Below are 15,297 nucleotides of genomic sequence, written 5' to 3' on the forward strand. Positions count from 1 at the left end.
CGTCTCAAACGTTTGCACAATGTGCGCCTTCTGGCCCACAGTGACGAGCTTCGTCACCTGACGTCTGCCCTCGCGTCCGCTGTACACTCGCAGGACTTGCTCTTCATCGCCGGTTTTAGCGATAGCTGTGGCGAGCAAAATTGCCTCGGCGGCAGCTCCAACCATGGCGCAGCATGCGAGCCATGCTTCGGCGCGTCTGCAACGGATCGCTTCTTGCTTCTCTGCAGAAAACCAGCGCCAAACTTTGCCGAATAATTCCCTAGGACGCGAGCCAGCGAACCCGATTCCAACAGCAGAAACTCTGTCGAATCCGCGTTTTAATCCAGTTCCGCCCGAATTCAGTCAAACAGTATCCAGCGTCGACGGACTGGTTGCCCGCCCGTATTACACCCGGTCTAAGGATGCCGCGTCGGCATAGTGCCCACAAAGCTTCATAAAAAACCCACGTCATTCCTTTGGGACCGGACATTCGGGTCTCTTGGAAATATTCACGAGCGGGCGATAGAGGCGGCGAAAAAAGATCCGAGTTCGCGTGCACTAGCAGCAGCGATTTTCTACCGCATTCTGAATAATGTCTTGGCCTTAAGATTATCTCCGGTATCGGACGGTAAGGTCCGCGGCGTATCGAGCGTCACGCCGTGCTTCTCGGCATAGGCTGAGCCAGACCATCTCTTTGTGCTGGCAGCCGCAAGCATCCAAGAATGAGCCGCCGCTCCCCGTCGATGATGTGCTGGATCGTGATGCTCTTCCAGGCATTGTCTCTCGGGATCCGACGAAACGCGCGATCGATCTCGGCTTCGGTACGATAGAGTTTCGGATTTTCTTGTTCCCCTCACGCGACCCCAAGCTGCGAGCACAGGGCACCAGCTAAACCAGACCCCTCTATGGCTGTGCCCGACGGCTGCTAAACTGCCGTGTGCAAACGGCGGGAAAGGATGCCGGGTAAAGGCGTCGTAGCTCCGCGCCCGACACTGCGACGCCTGCCGGGCGTCCTACTTCATCACAGGGCAATTTTTCGACCATCCCAGTCGTTACGCGTTCGGCCAATAGCGGTCGAGTGTTGCCGGTTCGCAAAACTGGAAGTGTAGCGGTCTGACTATGTTGACAAGGCAGCGCGGTTCGAGAAGTTTTTCTCGTTCAATTAGCGGGACTAGCAATGTAATGCGTTCATGGAGGTATGATCCTCGGCGGCGACTTTGAAGTTGATGGCGCATCCATCCAGCGCACCGCCCATCGTGATCGTGTCAACGGTGATTTCTCTAAGAGGCTCCTCGTCTGCGCGGACGTTCCTTGAAGAGTACATAGAAACGAACATTGCCAGCACTAGCGCAGACCGTCTGATCGCAACCATTTCCCGTCCCCCGTCGGTTTGCCTAGCTTTTCATGGCAGGTCGCGCCTCGCCAGTCGGAGAAGTCTTCGCTTCTTCATCGTTGCCCCGGCTCAGTTCAATGGACTAGCCATCGGAGGCAACTAAAGAACCGCGCTGACGTTGCTTATTCCACAAGGGCACACTTCGGCAGGGGATACCAATGGCCGACGCGGCCCGAACCACTATATTGGTCGTAGATGACGAATGGCTAGTTCGAACGGATCTGGCGCAGAACCTTGAGCAGGCGGGTTATCGCATACGTGAGGCATCTAACGCGGCTGAAGCTATCGCTATGCTCGAAAAGCATGCGGAAATTCGCGTCGTCTTCACCGACATCCAGATGCCGGGGACAATGGACGGCATTTCGTTGTCGCACTACATACGCAAGCGTTGGCCGCCGACGATCGTCGTCATAAGCTCGGGCAACCAGACGCCGCGACCGTCGGAACTTCCGGACGACACTGACTTTCTTGCTAAGCCCGTCGGCAAAGAGACCCTCGCTAAGATCCTGAAAAACGTCGCGCGCAAACTCGCGGCGGCTTAAGATTTCGAGGAATTCTCGACCGCTGCCGTCAGGGTTGGTGGTCCGCCGGGAGCGCGACCGTAAATTCAGTCCCAGGCGACAACCGTTTCATCTTTACCTCGCCACCGAGCTGCTGGGTAAAGGCGGTGATGATCCGCATCCCAAGGCTAGTGCCTTTTTGAAAATCAAAGTCATGTGGCAATCCCGAGCCTTCATCCCGCACTGTTAGCAGAACTCTGTCGCCGGAGAGCGTCACGCGAACGAAGACCTTGCCCTTTGCCGCGCCTTTGTAGGCGTATTTGGCCGCGTTGGTGATTAGCTCCGCCACAATCAGCGCCGATGAAACGGCGCGATCCGTGGCGACGACGATCCCACGATCGGCGTCAATCTGGACATCAAGCTGCGATACGGCTTCGTCGAGATCCTTGCAAACCTGCTCCACATAAACCCCGAGGTCTAAAGTCCGGACGTCATCGCCCTGGTAGAGGCGTTCATGGGCGCGGGCGACGGCGTTGACGCGCGCGGACGCTTCCGCGAGACGCTCGGCAACCCTCGGGTCATCATCTTCACGAGCTTGCAGCCGCAGCATGCTTGTAACCAGCGCCAGGCTGTTTTTGACGCGATGATTGATCTCTTGGAGGAGCACCTCGTGGCGATCGACAGCGGCTTTTAGAAACCGCTCGTAGCGCTCGCGCTCGATCGCCATGCCGAGGATGTTGGCAGCGCCTTGCAAAAAAGCGAGATCGTGCTCGACAAAATCATCATCCGACCGGCTATCGACTTCGAGAACGCCGAACGGCTTGCCATCACCTTGCAAGATGACGTTCATTGCTCGCTTCACCCCATGTGCTGCCAGGATCTCGGGCGTGCGGAAACGCTCTTCGTTCCCAAGATGATTGGAAATGACGGCCTTTCCTGTGCGCAGGGCGAACCCTGCTGGTGACTCGGTATCGGCGCCAACGGTCGCGACACCGACCACCCCCGCGTTCCAACCGACGCCCGCGCGAACCAGGAAACGGTTCTCGCCCGGAAGAAACTCTAAAACCTTGCAAAAATCCGCGCGCAAGCCGCGGGCGGCTTGCCGGGCCGTCTCAGAGAGCAACTCCTCAAACGTAGCCCCCTGCAAGGCCGTAACGCCCAATTCGGCAAGTATCTCCTGTTGTCCGATGCGTTGGAGAAGCGCACGCAAGGTCACGTCCGTGGGGCGCTCGTCCGGGCGTGGCTCAACAACAGGCGGGGCTTCGCCTTTCTCTGTCATGGGGCGCCTATCCAGATAGATGAATGCACAACTGGGACGGAACCTAGCGCAAGACCAAGCCCGTCGATAGCGCGACATAACGGATGCGCGGTGCACCCGGATGGCTCAGGCTCCATCGAAACCGAAAAGGCTTATTGGTCTATAGGTGGACGTTTGATAGCTCCACTCCACCGGTAGCGCTCCAAGCAAGGCCGAGATCGGCGAGCTTCTTCCGCCGCTTCTCGGATTCATTTTGACAAGCCCTCAGCCTTGCGGATGACGCTGCCATTCCAACTCGGAAAGACCGCGGGCTGGGGGCTCGATCGCGGTCGCGCGGTTATGGCTGACGTTGAAGAGACAGCGGATCGCTTCGACGTTGCGGGTCTGCGAGTACAGATTGCACATGCCGGTGGATGTAACGCATCGGTGGGTTGTCGACAAGAAGTCGTTCTTGCTATGTTCTCACCTCGCCGCGTTTGATCAGGGGCCCGGTTTTTGCGCATTTATCTGGACGACGACGACTGCCCGAATGCCAAAGATCGCGACGCCGCGGCCCGCATCGTCGAGGAGATCGTCCTCAATGACGTCGTGACCAAAGGCTCGTTCGTCATCGAAGGCTATAGCGCTGCCCGGCGGATCGCGCGGGCACTACAGCGGCGCGCGCTGACGAGCGGCGCCTGGGCTTCGCGACTCCGATGCCGATGCGCGACCTAGCACCAGCGCCAGGGGCTCCAACCGTGATGGCGAAATGGCCGAGCCTGCATCCGCTCTATCATTGGCTGACTGTCGACGGCGTGCGGTTTCAGAGCTACCGGGCTGACGCGCACATACGCTCGTGATCTCTGATGATGCTCGCATCAGAATCCAACAACATGGAGACTGCTGGATCGCGCATGTCGACGGGGCCGAGGTGATCGATTGCGGGCTTGTCCGGCGTTTCGACAGCGAGGTCGAAGCGCTCAAGGCGGCGCTCGCCAAGATTCGCTAGACGCAGCGAACTCGCGAACGACTGGGATCCTGGCGACACGAGACGGAGTAAGGCCACGTGGCAAATTATCGTTCGGACGAAAGCGTCCGCGAAGCAGCCCTATAATGGGCGGGGAAGTAGCGCCAACGAGAACTTGTTCTCCGGTGCGTTACCGTGGAGTGTAGGTGTGCAAACCCCGGATAAACCTGCTATCGCACACGCCCAGATGATAGCTCGCGGCCGCTGCATTCTTTGTACAGGGCTCCCAAAGCAGCCAGGGTATCGGCCAACTCGTTTAGGGCGAAAGAAGGGAAGGTGCTGACGAGATCAAGTTCTTCGTTTACAATTCTGCTTAGCGTCTGCCGGACGTGCTGCATGTCGATGACAGACTCGTATGCGGTTTCGAGCAGTGGAATTGTAATTTCTGGGATTCCCCGAGTTGAGGATGCAGGCGGTCGCTAAGCAGTTGCCGGCGGCTGCATCGCGCAAATCGGATGCAGCTGTTGGCAAAATGACTGCTCCGCGTCAAAAGCGCTAGTTGCCGTGACCATCATCATCGTATCCGCTTTGACGTCGCCAGCAGACGTCGCCAGAAGCGCGAACACCGACCTCGCCCGAGGTCAGGCCAATGTCCGATTCTGGGATCTTACAGGTATGCCGAGAAAGCGGAACTCCAATCATTAAAATCGTATGCGTTTTGATGATCGAACACCACGTCAGCAAGGCCTCTAAGAGCGGACATTTGGCAAATGACGCTTAGGGCCAGAAGCGGACACTCTAACGACTGCCGAAATGGGCGAACTCGCCTGCTCTTATATGGCAGTTGCCTTGACCGATTGATCTGCTCTGGCCTCGTCCTGTCCTCCTCCCGAGAAGTCGACTTTGTGAATAAAGTCAACGCAACAAAGAAGCGTCTTTACGGCAGTCCATTTATGAGCAGAAACCTCGCTTCAAGAAAAATGGAAGGCGGGATCTGAGAAGCTGATCTGGGGCAACGAAACACACTCGGCGAAGTAATCCTGCGTGTGCTGCCATTCCGGCTTATTGAGCCGCTTCGGCATGAGGTGCATGTCGCGCATAAGGTAGTTGGGGTTGAAGTTTTGGTCATCGATCCAAGGCAGAATCGGCTCGCTTTGATCTTCCTTTCTGAGCTCAACAGTCGCCATTGCACAGCCGATATTCCGCATATGCTTCAGAAGGCGGCACGCGAATTCGGCGATTAATTCGACTCTGAGCGTCCAGCTCGAGCGGAAGTATCCGAATACCCATACGAGGTTGGGCACACCCGTGAACATCATGCCGTGATACGTGACGGTATCGGCAAAGTTCAGCGGCTCACCGTCTTTCGAGAATGCAATGTCTCCCAGAACGCAAAGCCTGAAACCTGTCGCGGTCACGATGATGTCCGCTTCGAGCGTCCGGCCTGATTTTAATTGGACGCCGTTTGGCGTGAAGGTCTCAATGATGTCGGTGACGACCGACGCTTTTCCAGCGCGAAAGGGCTCAAAGAAATCGCCCTCCGGTATGAATGCAACACGCTGCTGCCACGGCCGATAGGTTGGCGTGAAGTGCGTCGCCACGTCGACCGACGGCCCAAGATTGGCTTCGACGGCCGATATCATTTCCTTGGCTACGACGCCTGGTTCGTTTTGGGCGCGCAATAACCTTGCCTCTTGCTCCTTGAGGAGCTTTTTTCGAATGATGGCGTGGATCCAGTTTTCGTCGATTTCGAGCTCGCGCAACTGATCGGCAAGCGCATCTGCATTCGTTCCGGGATTGAAATAAGTGGGAGACCTTTGCAGCATGGTGACGTGAGCGGCCTTCTCGGCAAGGGCTGGCACAAGCGTCGCCGCAGTGGCGCCAGATCCGATCACGATGATGTTCTTGCCGGTGTAATCGAGGTCGGATGGCCACGTCTGAGGATGGACGATTTGACCATTGAAGCTCTCCATTCCGCGCCAATCCGGCGTGTAACCCTCCGAGTGCCGGTAGTAGCCCTGGCACATCCAAAGGAAGTTCGTTGAAAAGCGATGGTCTTTGCCCAGCTGCTCGTTACGAACGATCAGATCCCACCGCTTCCGCTTGCTGTCCCAATTCGCCGAAACAACGCGATGGCGGTATCGAATGTGCCGCTCGAGGCCATCCTCTTTGATGACGGCATTGAGATAGGTGAGGATCCGCTCTCCGGTGGCGATTGGAGATTCCACCCAAGGTTTGAAGCTAAATCCAAAGGTATACAAATCGCTGTCCGAGCGCACGCCAGGATAACGATGCGTATGCCAGGTTCCGCCGAACGTCTCCTGTGTCTCGAGAAGGACATACGTTAAGTCGGGGCAATCCCTCTTAAGATAATGAGCACTGCCAATCCCGGAAATGCCGGCGCCCACGATGATGACATCGAAATACCGAACGTCATCCGCCTGCCCATCTTGGGTCGTCGTTTCCATTTGCATCTCGATTGCTTTCTTGTGTCCAGGCCGGCTCAGACGGTTTCCATGTACCGGCGGCGCTCGAGGTCAGTCACGGTCGTTTGGAATACGCCGAGCTCGAAATCTGCGATGCGGAGCGCATTATCGACCACCTCGGGTGAAAGCACTTCTCGTATCGCTTTGTCCTTCGCGGCACATTCGACGGCCGCTGAGAGGGTGGCCGGAACCTTGTCGACGTTTTCGTCATAGGCATTGCCGCTCGAGGCCGGCGGCGGGGCCAATCCGAGCCGAATACCACGCAGCCCAGATCCAAGCGCGATCGACAAGCCATAGTAGGGATTCATATCCGCGCCACCCATACGTACTTCTAGCCGTGTGCTGCGCGGTGTCGCGTTTATCGCGCGGAATCCCGTCGTACGATTGTCTACCGCCCAATTTCGCGTGGTTCCGGCAAAGGTCATCGCTTGCAAACGCTTATAGGAATTCACGTTTGGCGCGTAAAAGATCATGGACGGCGCAAACACGTCGATATTGCCAGCCACGAAGCTCTTGAACGTATCACTGAGACGAAGCGGCTTTTCCGCGTCGAAAAATACCGGCTCGTTCGTCACCGTCTTTTGTAGGCTGATATGGATGTGGCCCGAACATCCGGACAGATCTTCGCGAAACTTCGCCATGAACGTCGCCATCGCGCCGGCTTGGGACGCGAGCTGCTTCGTTGCAAGCTTTAGCATGATCGAAGTGTCGGCCATCTTCACCGGATCGGAATGATGGAGGTTCACCTCGAACTGTCCTTGGCCCCATTCGGGCAGGCATCCTTCGATCTCATTCGGAAAACAGTCCCGCAGTTTCCCGATGATTGGTTCCGAGTAGTGCCCTTCGAGAATTGAATAGCAGTGAATATCACGAGAGCCCGGCTCGATATCGGACCATCGGCCTTTACGGACGTCCGCGGTAGAAACTGGCAGTAGGTAGAACTCGAGTTCGAGGCTGGCGCTCGCGTTGAAGCCCATCGCCTTGGCTTCGGCGACCTTACGCTTCAGCATCGAACGCGGACAGAGTGGATGGGGAGATCCTTCAGGCGTTGCCCAATCCATCAATACGATCGCCGTATTCGCTTCCCATGGCGCAACACGGAAGGTCGGCAAATCGATCACGCCCTTGACGTCGGGAATGCCGGTATCGAACAGCCCCGGCAGCACCTCGTCCATCGTGGTCGTTCCCAACAAGAACGATGCGAAGTGCAGGCCGTCCTCAACGGCATGATAGAAATAGGGAACCGTCAGCCGTTTGCCGCGCAGAACGCCCGCCGCATCGGTCGCCGCGATGATGATCGTTTTGATATTTTCTTGCGTTATGATCTCGCGGACTTCTTCAATTCTCATTTCAGGCCTCCCTTTCATTCGCGTGCCCACGCGATGAATACATTCCGGCGACGATCAAGATGATTGATAGAAAGACGACGAGCGTGGCGACGGCATTCACTTCAGGCGTAACCTCGCGACGCAGGAGAGACCACAACGTCATCGGCAGAGTATTTTCCCGGCCAGTGAGCAGGAAGGTGACGGCGATCTCGTCGAACGAGATCGAAAATGCTATCAACATCGCGCCGAACAACGCAGAGCGGATGCCTGGAAGGGTTACCTGTCTGAAGATTTCCCAGTCATTGGCTCCGAGATTGGCTGCTGCCTCCGCCTGGCTTTTGCCTAACTGCTGAAGTCGAGCAAACACCTCGGTGATCGTGATGCACATCAATGCCGTACCCTGTCCAAGCATGATGGTGTACAGTGACAGGCGCAGATGAATGGTCAGATAGAAACTTAGCAGGGCGACGCCGGTTATGATTCCCGGCAATACGATCGGCAGCATCACAATGCGTCGAAAAAGCCCCTTTCCCGGAAACTCGTATCTATCTAGCGCGATCGCGGCCGGTAAGCCGAAAAGAACACTGATCGCCACGACGCCTATGCCGACAAAAATGCTGTTCCAAATGGACATCAGCATTTGATTGTCACTGAAGAGCTCACCGTACCAACGCAGCGTGAATCCGTTGAACGGCAAGCCCGTATACTGGCTGTCGTTGAATGAAAAGACCATCATCACGAGGATTGGCGCGTAAAGGAATGCCAACACCGACATCGCCAAGGCAGTCACAAGGGTCCGGTTGCCGAAAGCGCGCATGAGATCTCTCAGAATCGGGTTTGCGTTTTTTCTTCCAGCCATCCCGAAGCCGAGATGAGCAGGAGACCGAGCGTGATAATCACAAGCCCGATTGCGGCTGCCAGCGGCCAATCAAAGGCCACGCCCAAAAGGTTGATCACGACATTCGAAATCATTACGGAGTCTGGACCGCCAACGAGCACTGGGGCGACGAAATCTCCGAAGGCCAGCGAGAAAGTGATGATCGCACCGGCCACAATGCCCGGAACGCTGATCGGCAGGATGATGCGCCTGAAAATCATCCAACCGTCCGCACCAAGATTTCGAGCGGCCTCAATCAGTGATGTCGGGACCCGCTCCAGCTGCGCGTAAATCGAAAGTACCGCGAAGGGCGTGAAGATATACGTCAATGTCATCACGACGCTGAACTCGTTGTAGAGGAACAGTCGAACGGGCTCATGCACAAAACCGAGCTCCTGCAGGCCGACGTTCAGAATTCCGCCCGATCCGAGAATAGTTTTCCAAGCGTACGCCTTCACGAGATAACTGGCCCACCACGGTACGATCACGAGGAGGTAGATCAGGAACTTGAGGCGCTGAGTTCGAACGTGGAAGGCCAAGTAGAACGCTAGCGGATACGCAACGACGGACGAGAGGACCGCCGTCATCAAGCCTATCCGCGCCGATTTGATGATGACGCCGAGATAAGGGTCCACCGTGAAAACACGCACGAAATTGTCGAGAGACAATCCAGGGATGAACCGCATGTCGTCCACATGCCCGAGGCTCGTGTATAGCAGCATGGCGTATGGGATCAGCATGAAGACCGTGAACCACGCCATTGGGGGCAACAACCAAAGAAGGAGCCTCCGGCGCTCAATCGCCCGTGCGCTGCGGATGCTGGTTCTCGCGGGCTCAACGGCCCGTTCAATCGTCGTCATCGCCGTCATCTCACTGCACCACAACGTGCGCCTTGACCGGGTTCACCTTCAACGCCACGGCCAAGCCGTGTGCGACCGGCGGCAGATCGGTGCGCGCATGGACGTGCACGACGCCCGAGTTTCCATTTAATGCGACGACATATTCGACGTATTCGCCGCGATAGAGACTGTCGATCACCTTTCCGCCGATCGTATCGGCGCCAGCGTCCGCAAAGGCGAGATCTTCTGCACGCAGCATGAGACCTACGGCGCTCCCGGGCGCCGCGTCTACGTTCCCGCGCAATCCGACGCGATCGCCGTTACCAAGGCAAACAGTCACCGTGTCAGCTTCTTTGCTATCAAGCGTCGCGTTCACGATGTGCGCATGCCCGATAAAGGACGCCACATATCGATTGGCCGGCCGATCATAGATCTCCCTGGGCGTCCCAAATTGCATGACCTTGCCCTGCGACATGACTGCGATCGCGTCGCTCATCGCCATCGCCTCGTCTTGATCGTGCGTAACGTAAATGAAGGTCTTGCCCAACTCTCGATGAAGACGAATGAGCTCGAGCTGCATAATCTTGCGCAAATTGGCGTCGAGAGATCCGAGCGGCTCGTCGAAAAGGACGACCTTTGGATCGGTCACCAGAGCCCGAGCCAAAGACACGCGCTGTTTCTGGCCCCCTGAGAGCTGATGGGGCTTTTTGTAAGCGTGGTCTTTGAGATGTACGAGGTCGAGGAATTCGGCGACCCGCCGCTTTATCTGAGCTTCCGAGTACGCGCCCCTCTTGCTCTTCACACGTAACCCGAACGCGACATTGTCTTCGATCGTCATATTCGGGAACAGCGCGAAATCCTGAAACACCATGCGCATATCGCGGTCGGTGACGGGCTGATCCGTAATATCCTGACCATCTCTGAAAATCTGCCCTGACGTCGGAATTTCGAGGCCTGCGATCATTCGCAAGGTCGTCGTCTTTCCGCATCCGGACGGTCCAAGGAGCGTAACGAACTTGCCGGCGCCGATCGTCATGTCAACGCCGTCAACTGCCCAAGAGGCGTGCCCGTGGCCATCAAAGAGTTTGCGAAGATTTCGAAGTTCAATTCCAGTTGTCATCGCACCCAATGGTCCTGTCGTTGGTGGCCCTTAAAACGGGCACGCCTCTGGCAGCGTGGACGTTCAATTACGGGCGGAAGTCAGTTCGACGCCGCCTTCACCTGGTTCCAGATTTCGAGATATTTTGCCCGGCGCTTCACAGGCTGCCACCAATCGACATTCGTGAGCGTCGCGGGATCGGTCATACCGAGCTCGGTATAGGCTGCCTTGGTATTCTCATCGAGTTCATCGGCCATTTTAACGTTGGGGTAGCCGAAACCGGTGACCTTGTGCGCCAAAGCTTGGGCTTTCGCGGACGATACATAGTTGAGCCACGGGTAGACGCAGGGATTGCTTTCAGATCCCTTGACGATCATCCAGCTGTCGCTCCAGCCGCCCCGGCCCTCTTTCGGCTTGAGATCGGCAACCTTCTTACCGTCGGCCCGTAACTGAACGATCGTGGACTCCCAAGAGTTTCCGCCGATCGCTTCACCGCTGGCGATCAAGGTGCCCATCTCGCCCGTCGTGAACCAGTATTTGCGAATGTTGGGTTTCATCGCGATGAGCTTTGCCTTGACCTGTTCAAGCTGTTCATCGCTCAGATCGTAGGTGTTCTTAAATCCGAGATAGCGCGACGCCGTGTAGACGGTCTCAATATCGTCCCACATCGAAAGCTTGCCGGCGTATTTTGAGTCCCAGAGGAAGCCTAGCGAATCCGTATTGGGATCGACGACGGAAGCGTCCGCAATGATACGAATGACGCCCCAGCCATAGGGAACTCCCCAAAGCTTGCCGTCCTTCACATCCCATGCAGGCCGCTTAAATTCCGGAATGAAGTCGGCCATGTTGGGAACTTTGCTTTCATCTATCGGAGATACCGCATCGGCATTTACAAGCCGCATGGTCGTATCGTTCGAAGGAGAGATGAGATCAGCGGTTCCGCCACCGCTCATGATCTTTGATACGATTTCGTCATTCGTACCGACATAGACGGCATTCACCTTGCAGCCGGTTTCGGCTTCGAAAGGCTCAACGAAGCTCTTATCTGCGTATCCCTCCCAGCAAAGAAGTGTCAGCTGTCCCCCCGCCGTCGCGGCACTGGAGAATCCAAAACTTCCAAGAACCGCCGCCGTAATCAGACGGTGCAATTTACGCGTCACGCAATCCATTACTCTCCTCCTTCGTCAGCAGTTGAATAGGAATTTCGCCAATTCGGCTCACCGTGTTGACACGGAACTTGTCCATGATGGCGTCGTAGGCACCCGCGATATGACGCGCAATTTCTGTATCCAGAGTGCGTGCATCGCGCCGCCGAACGGCATCGATAATGGGCGCATGAGAGCGAGCGGTTGCGGCTTGTGCCTTGACGTCGTTGGTGTTCGTCATGAACCACAGACGGTACGTCACGCCGGAAAGGTTATAGAGGGATTGAGTCAGGAAGGGATTGCCGCACTCCTGGTAGACCTGGGAATGGAATTCAAAATCCAAATGCAGGAGCCCTTCCACATCGCCGTCACGCGTGAGCGCCGCGACGGAATCGAAGGTATGCGACAGTCGGCTGATCTGTTTACTCGATGCGGCCTCCAGCCAGAGACGCCACGCGAGCCGCTCTAAATGTAGCCTCAAAGTATAGAGGCTGTTGACCTCTGCTACCTCGACAGGAGCAACCTCGATCGACTGATTGCGCTGGAAAAGAACGAGCCTTTCGCCGGCGAGCCGTAACAAGGCCTCACGCAATGGCGTGCGTCCATAGCCGATCTTCTCTGTCAGCAACCGATCATTGATCACCGAGCCCGGCTGAAGCTCGCAGCGAAGGATCATCGCGCGAACAGCGTGATACGCTTTGGTAGCTTGCGTTTCCCGCTCGCCATCTGCCTGCGGCAGACGAAACGGTTCTCTCTTCTTTGGCACAAGCAGCCTCGATAGCGACACCGATGAACAAGCGCAGTAAGGTATGCTAAAAATATATTGTCAATATTTTTTCGTGCTCGAACGGACGGATTTTTGAACGCTGCATTGCATCAAAAATTACGGAATCTGCTGGCAAAACTTGATAATTGACGATTGCGATATACTGTCAATATACCTAAAGGGCCGAGTTGATCAGTGCAGCCCGATATCTTTGTCGGCGAAGTCAGGGACGTTGAAATGATCATCCGATCGTCGAAGACATTGTGCGCTCAAACGTTTCGCTGCATCGGCCAACCGCGTCCGTCCGTCGGGTCTTGAGGCACACGCGCATGGCCGTCTCGGAAGAAGCCGATCGCATTCTTGATGCCAATTCGAATGGCTGGAATCGCAAGAGCTGGAAAATGCTGCGACGCGGCTTCCAAATCGCGCTGCCTTTTATCTCTTTCTTTTTCCGGTTCACATCGCTCGCGCGCCAGATGCCGGGGATCGACCCGCGGGCTGGCATTCACGCTTGGATCGTGCAGCGTTTCAGCAAGCAAAATGGGAGCTCGGCGGAAGACAGGAGGAAGCCAGCTTTTCTATCCCTGTCTTTGATGGAAGCACGAGCGTCGGCGCATGTTTCCGTTGCGGATCTCGAGATCGAAGGTCCGGTGACCAAACTGCCGGCGCGGCTCTATCGGCCAAATAGCGCAATGGCCGCTGACGCGCCTCTGTTGATTTATCTTCACTTCGGCGGATGCGTGCTCGGCGATCTCGATACCTGCCATACCGCTTGCAGTCTGATCGCGGAACACAGCGGTTGCCTCGTGCTATCTGTCGGATATCGGCTGGCACCTGAGCACCGCTTTCCCGCGGCTGTAGAAGACGTTTTGACAGCGTTTCACTGGGTTCGATCAACGGCTCACCGTATCGGTGCTGATCCGACCCGCGTCGCGATCGGCGGTGACTCTGCAGGCGCATACCTCGCCATCGCGGCGTCCCTGTGCCTTCGCGATCAGCAGCAGCCCATGCCGTGTCTCCAGCTGCTCATCTATCCGGTGGTCGACATGGATAGACGCGCGATGCCTGTCACGCCCCATGATGGGAACTACCCACTTTCGCGCGAGGACATGATCTGGTTTGCGGACCAATATATCCGCGCTCCCATCGATGTTGATGATCCGAGATGCTCAGTAGGACGCGCAAAAAGCCTATCTGATTTGCCCCCTACCATAATGGTCCACGCGGGCAATGACCTGCTCCTTTCAGAAGGCATCGCCCTTGCTCAGCGTCTCGCACGCGAAGGCAATCCGGTGACGACGCTCGACTATCCCGCGCTACCGCACGCCTTCACAGCAATGTCCGGCGGCGTACCCCGCGCGCGCGAAGCGCTCATCGAAATCGCAAGCACCATAGCCGCCCACCTAAAAACATCCGCACACGAAGGAAGGATCGAGAGATGATCATTGCCAACGCGAATTGGAGCTATCCCACGAAAGTCTGGTTTGGTCCTGGGCGAATTTCCGATCTGGCGACAGCTTGCAAGGAGATCGGCATGTCGCGTCCTTTCTTCGTCGTCGATCCAGGTCTTACCAACTTGCCGATGGTCGTATCGGCGCTGGCTCTCCTTGAGGCGGCAGGCATCAAGGCCTCAGTCTTTGATGCACTTCAGGGCAATCCGACGTCGATCAATTTGACGGACGGCGTGGTTGCCTATCGTCAAGGCGAACATGATGGCGTCATCGCCTTTGGAGGCGGAAGCGCCCTCGATGTGGGAAAAACCGTCGCCCTCATGATAGGCCAGTCGAGGTCGGTGTGGGACTTCGAAGATATCGGTGACAATTGGCGGCGTGCGTCGACGGAGGCCATCGCGCCCATCATTGCGATTCCGACGACGGCGGGAACGGGCTCGGAAGTCGGACGCGCCACGGTGATCACGGATGCCGACAACCACGTAAAGAAAATCATTTTCCACCCCGCGATGATGCCACGCATCGCGATCCTGGATCCGGAGCTGACCGTCGGCCTGCCGCCGTTATTGACGGCTGGAACCGGAATGGACGCTCTCTCGCATGCCATCGAAGCGTTCTGCGCACCGAGCTATCACCCGATGGCGGACGCTATCGCAATGGAAAGCGCGCGCCTGGTGAAAGACTATTTACCTCGGGCCGTCCGAGCCGGCGATGACATCGAAGCGCGCGGCCAGATGCTGACGGCTGCGGCAATGGCGGCGACGGCCTTTCAGAAAGGCCTCGGCGCGGTTCACTCGGTGAGCCATCCTATCGGCGCAATATATGGCGTCCACCACGGGCTGACAAACGGAGTCGTCATGCCCTATGTCATTGCATTCAATGCTCCGGCGATCGGCGAAAAGATGCAGCGTCTGGCGGCCTACGTCGGATTGACAAACGGCAAGTCTTCCGGCGGTTCAGCCGTGCGCGCGATCAACGATTGGATCCTCGAACTCAGATCCGAGATAGGGATCCCCGCAACGATCGCCGATCTGGGAGTCGAGCAGGACAAATTTTCCGATATCGCGCGGCTCGCGGTCATCGATCCTACCGCAGGCACGAATCCTGTCCCGCTAACCGTAGAAAATGTTCAGGAACTTCTTGGCGAAATGCACTCTGGAACTGTTCGGCAAGTTGCCTGAGAATGGTGTTCCTTCCATTCTCTCAATCCTCAACCAAAACGATTAAGGG

General features: G+C 56.7%; 14 protein-coding genes. 4 read left to right on the forward strand and 10 right to left on the reverse strand.

The genetic code is table 11. The features are described 5' to 3' along the window. The first annotated feature begins 1,530 nt into the window (after positions 1-1,530). Positions 1,531-1,914: a response regulator gene (locus BM399_RS00720; protein ID WP_092862850.1), complete on the forward strand. Its 384-nt coding sequence runs from the start codon at positions 1,531-1,533 to the stop codon at positions 1,912-1,914. A gap of 28 nt (positions 1,915-1,942) precedes the next feature. Here the strand turns inward: BM399_RS00720 and BM399_RS00725 are convergent, their stop codons facing one another. Continuing rightward, complete coding sequence (locus tag BM399_RS00725; RefSeq protein ID WP_092862854.1) at positions 1,943-3,151, reverse strand: sensor histidine kinase; 1,209 nt, start codon at positions 3,149-3,151, stop codon at positions 1,943-1,945. 474 nt (positions 3,152-3,625) lie between these two features. Between BM399_RS00725 and BM399_RS21310 the strand changes: the two genes are divergently transcribed. Then, positions 3,626-3,844 carry a hypothetical protein gene (locus tag BM399_RS21310; RefSeq protein WP_244531010.1) on the forward strand — a complete coding sequence of 73 codons (219 nt, stop codon included), beginning with the start codon at positions 3,626-3,628 and terminating at the stop codon, positions 3,842-3,844. A gap of 94 nt (positions 3,845-3,938) precedes the next feature. Here BM399_RS21310 and BM399_RS21315 read toward each other — a convergent pair whose 3' ends face one another. The 9 genes from BM399_RS21315 to BM399_RS21025 form a co-directional block, all read right to left on the reverse strand. Continuing rightward, positions 3,939-4,175 carry a hypothetical protein gene (locus tag BM399_RS21315; protein WP_244531011.1) on the reverse strand — a complete coding sequence of 79 codons (237 nt, stop codon included), beginning with the start codon at positions 4,173-4,175 and terminating at the stop codon, positions 3,939-3,941. A gap of 872 nt (positions 4,176-5,047) precedes the next feature. Beyond that, complete coding sequence (locus BM399_RS00735; RefSeq protein ID WP_092862857.1) at positions 5,048-6,550, reverse strand: flavin-containing monooxygenase; 1,503 nt, start codon at positions 6,548-6,550, stop codon at positions 5,048-5,050. A gap of 29 nt (positions 6,551-6,579) precedes the next feature. Further along, on the reverse strand, positions 6,580-7,911 hold the full coding sequence (locus BM399_RS00740; protein ID WP_177228001.1) for a glutamine synthetase family protein: 1,332 nt from the start codon (positions 7,909-7,911) through the stop codon (positions 6,580-6,582). Between the two features lies 1 nt (position 7,912). After that, positions 7,913-8,707 carry an ABC transporter permease gene (locus tag BM399_RS00745; protein ID WP_092862863.1) on the reverse strand — a complete coding sequence of 265 codons (795 nt, stop codon included), beginning with the start codon at positions 8,705-8,707 and terminating at the stop codon, positions 7,913-7,915. Between the two features lie 8 nt (positions 8,708-8,715). Next, positions 8,716-9,627 carry an ABC transporter permease gene (locus BM399_RS00750; protein WP_177228002.1) on the reverse strand — a complete coding sequence of 304 codons (912 nt, stop codon included), beginning with the start codon at positions 9,625-9,627 and terminating at the stop codon, positions 8,716-8,718. 10 nt (positions 9,628-9,637) lie between these two features. Next, the gene (locus BM399_RS00755; protein WP_210186945.1) at positions 9,638-10,642 is read right to left on the reverse strand and encodes an ABC transporter ATP-binding protein; all 1,005 of its coding nucleotides are present in this window, start codon (positions 10,640-10,642) and stop codon (positions 9,638-9,640) included. A 164-nt stretch (positions 10,643-10,806) separates the two neighbouring features. Further along, entirely contained in the window at positions 10,807-11,874 is a 1,068-nt protein-coding gene (locus BM399_RS00760) for an ABC transporter substrate-binding protein (protein ID WP_092862874.1), read from the reverse strand. After that, positions 11,855-12,616: a GntR family transcriptional regulator gene (locus BM399_RS00765; protein WP_143111294.1), complete on the reverse strand. Its 762-nt coding sequence runs from the start codon at positions 12,614-12,616 to the stop codon at positions 11,855-11,857. Before BM399_RS00765 ends, BM399_RS00760 begins: the two co-directional genes overlap by 20 nt. A gap of 269 nt (positions 12,617-12,885) precedes the next feature. Beyond that, complete coding sequence (locus BM399_RS21025) at positions 12,886-13,155, reverse strand: hypothetical protein (RefSeq protein WP_177228003.1); 270 nt, start codon at positions 13,153-13,155, stop codon at positions 12,886-12,888. Between the two features lie 111 nt (positions 13,156-13,266). On the opposite strand from BM399_RS21025, the gene BM399_RS00770 reads away from it, so the two are divergent. Both BM399_RS00770 and BM399_RS00775 read left to right on the forward strand, forming a co-directional pair. Then, positions 13,267-14,058: an alpha/beta hydrolase gene (locus BM399_RS00770; RefSeq protein ID WP_177228004.1), complete on the forward strand. Its 792-nt coding sequence runs from the start codon at positions 13,267-13,269 to the stop codon at positions 14,056-14,058. Further along, a complete protein-coding gene (locus BM399_RS00775) occupies positions 14,055-15,248 on the forward strand; it encodes an iron-containing alcohol dehydrogenase (protein WP_177228005.1) in 1,194 nt (397 codons plus the stop codon). Before BM399_RS00770 ends, BM399_RS00775 begins: the two co-directional genes overlap by 4 nt. Positions 15,249-15,297 lie beyond the last annotated feature (49 nt).

This window comes from Hyphomicrobium facile, from assembly GCF_900116175.1.
GTDB lineage: Bacteria > Pseudomonadota > Alphaproteobacteria > Rhizobiales > Hyphomicrobiaceae > Hyphomicrobium_B > Hyphomicrobium_B facile.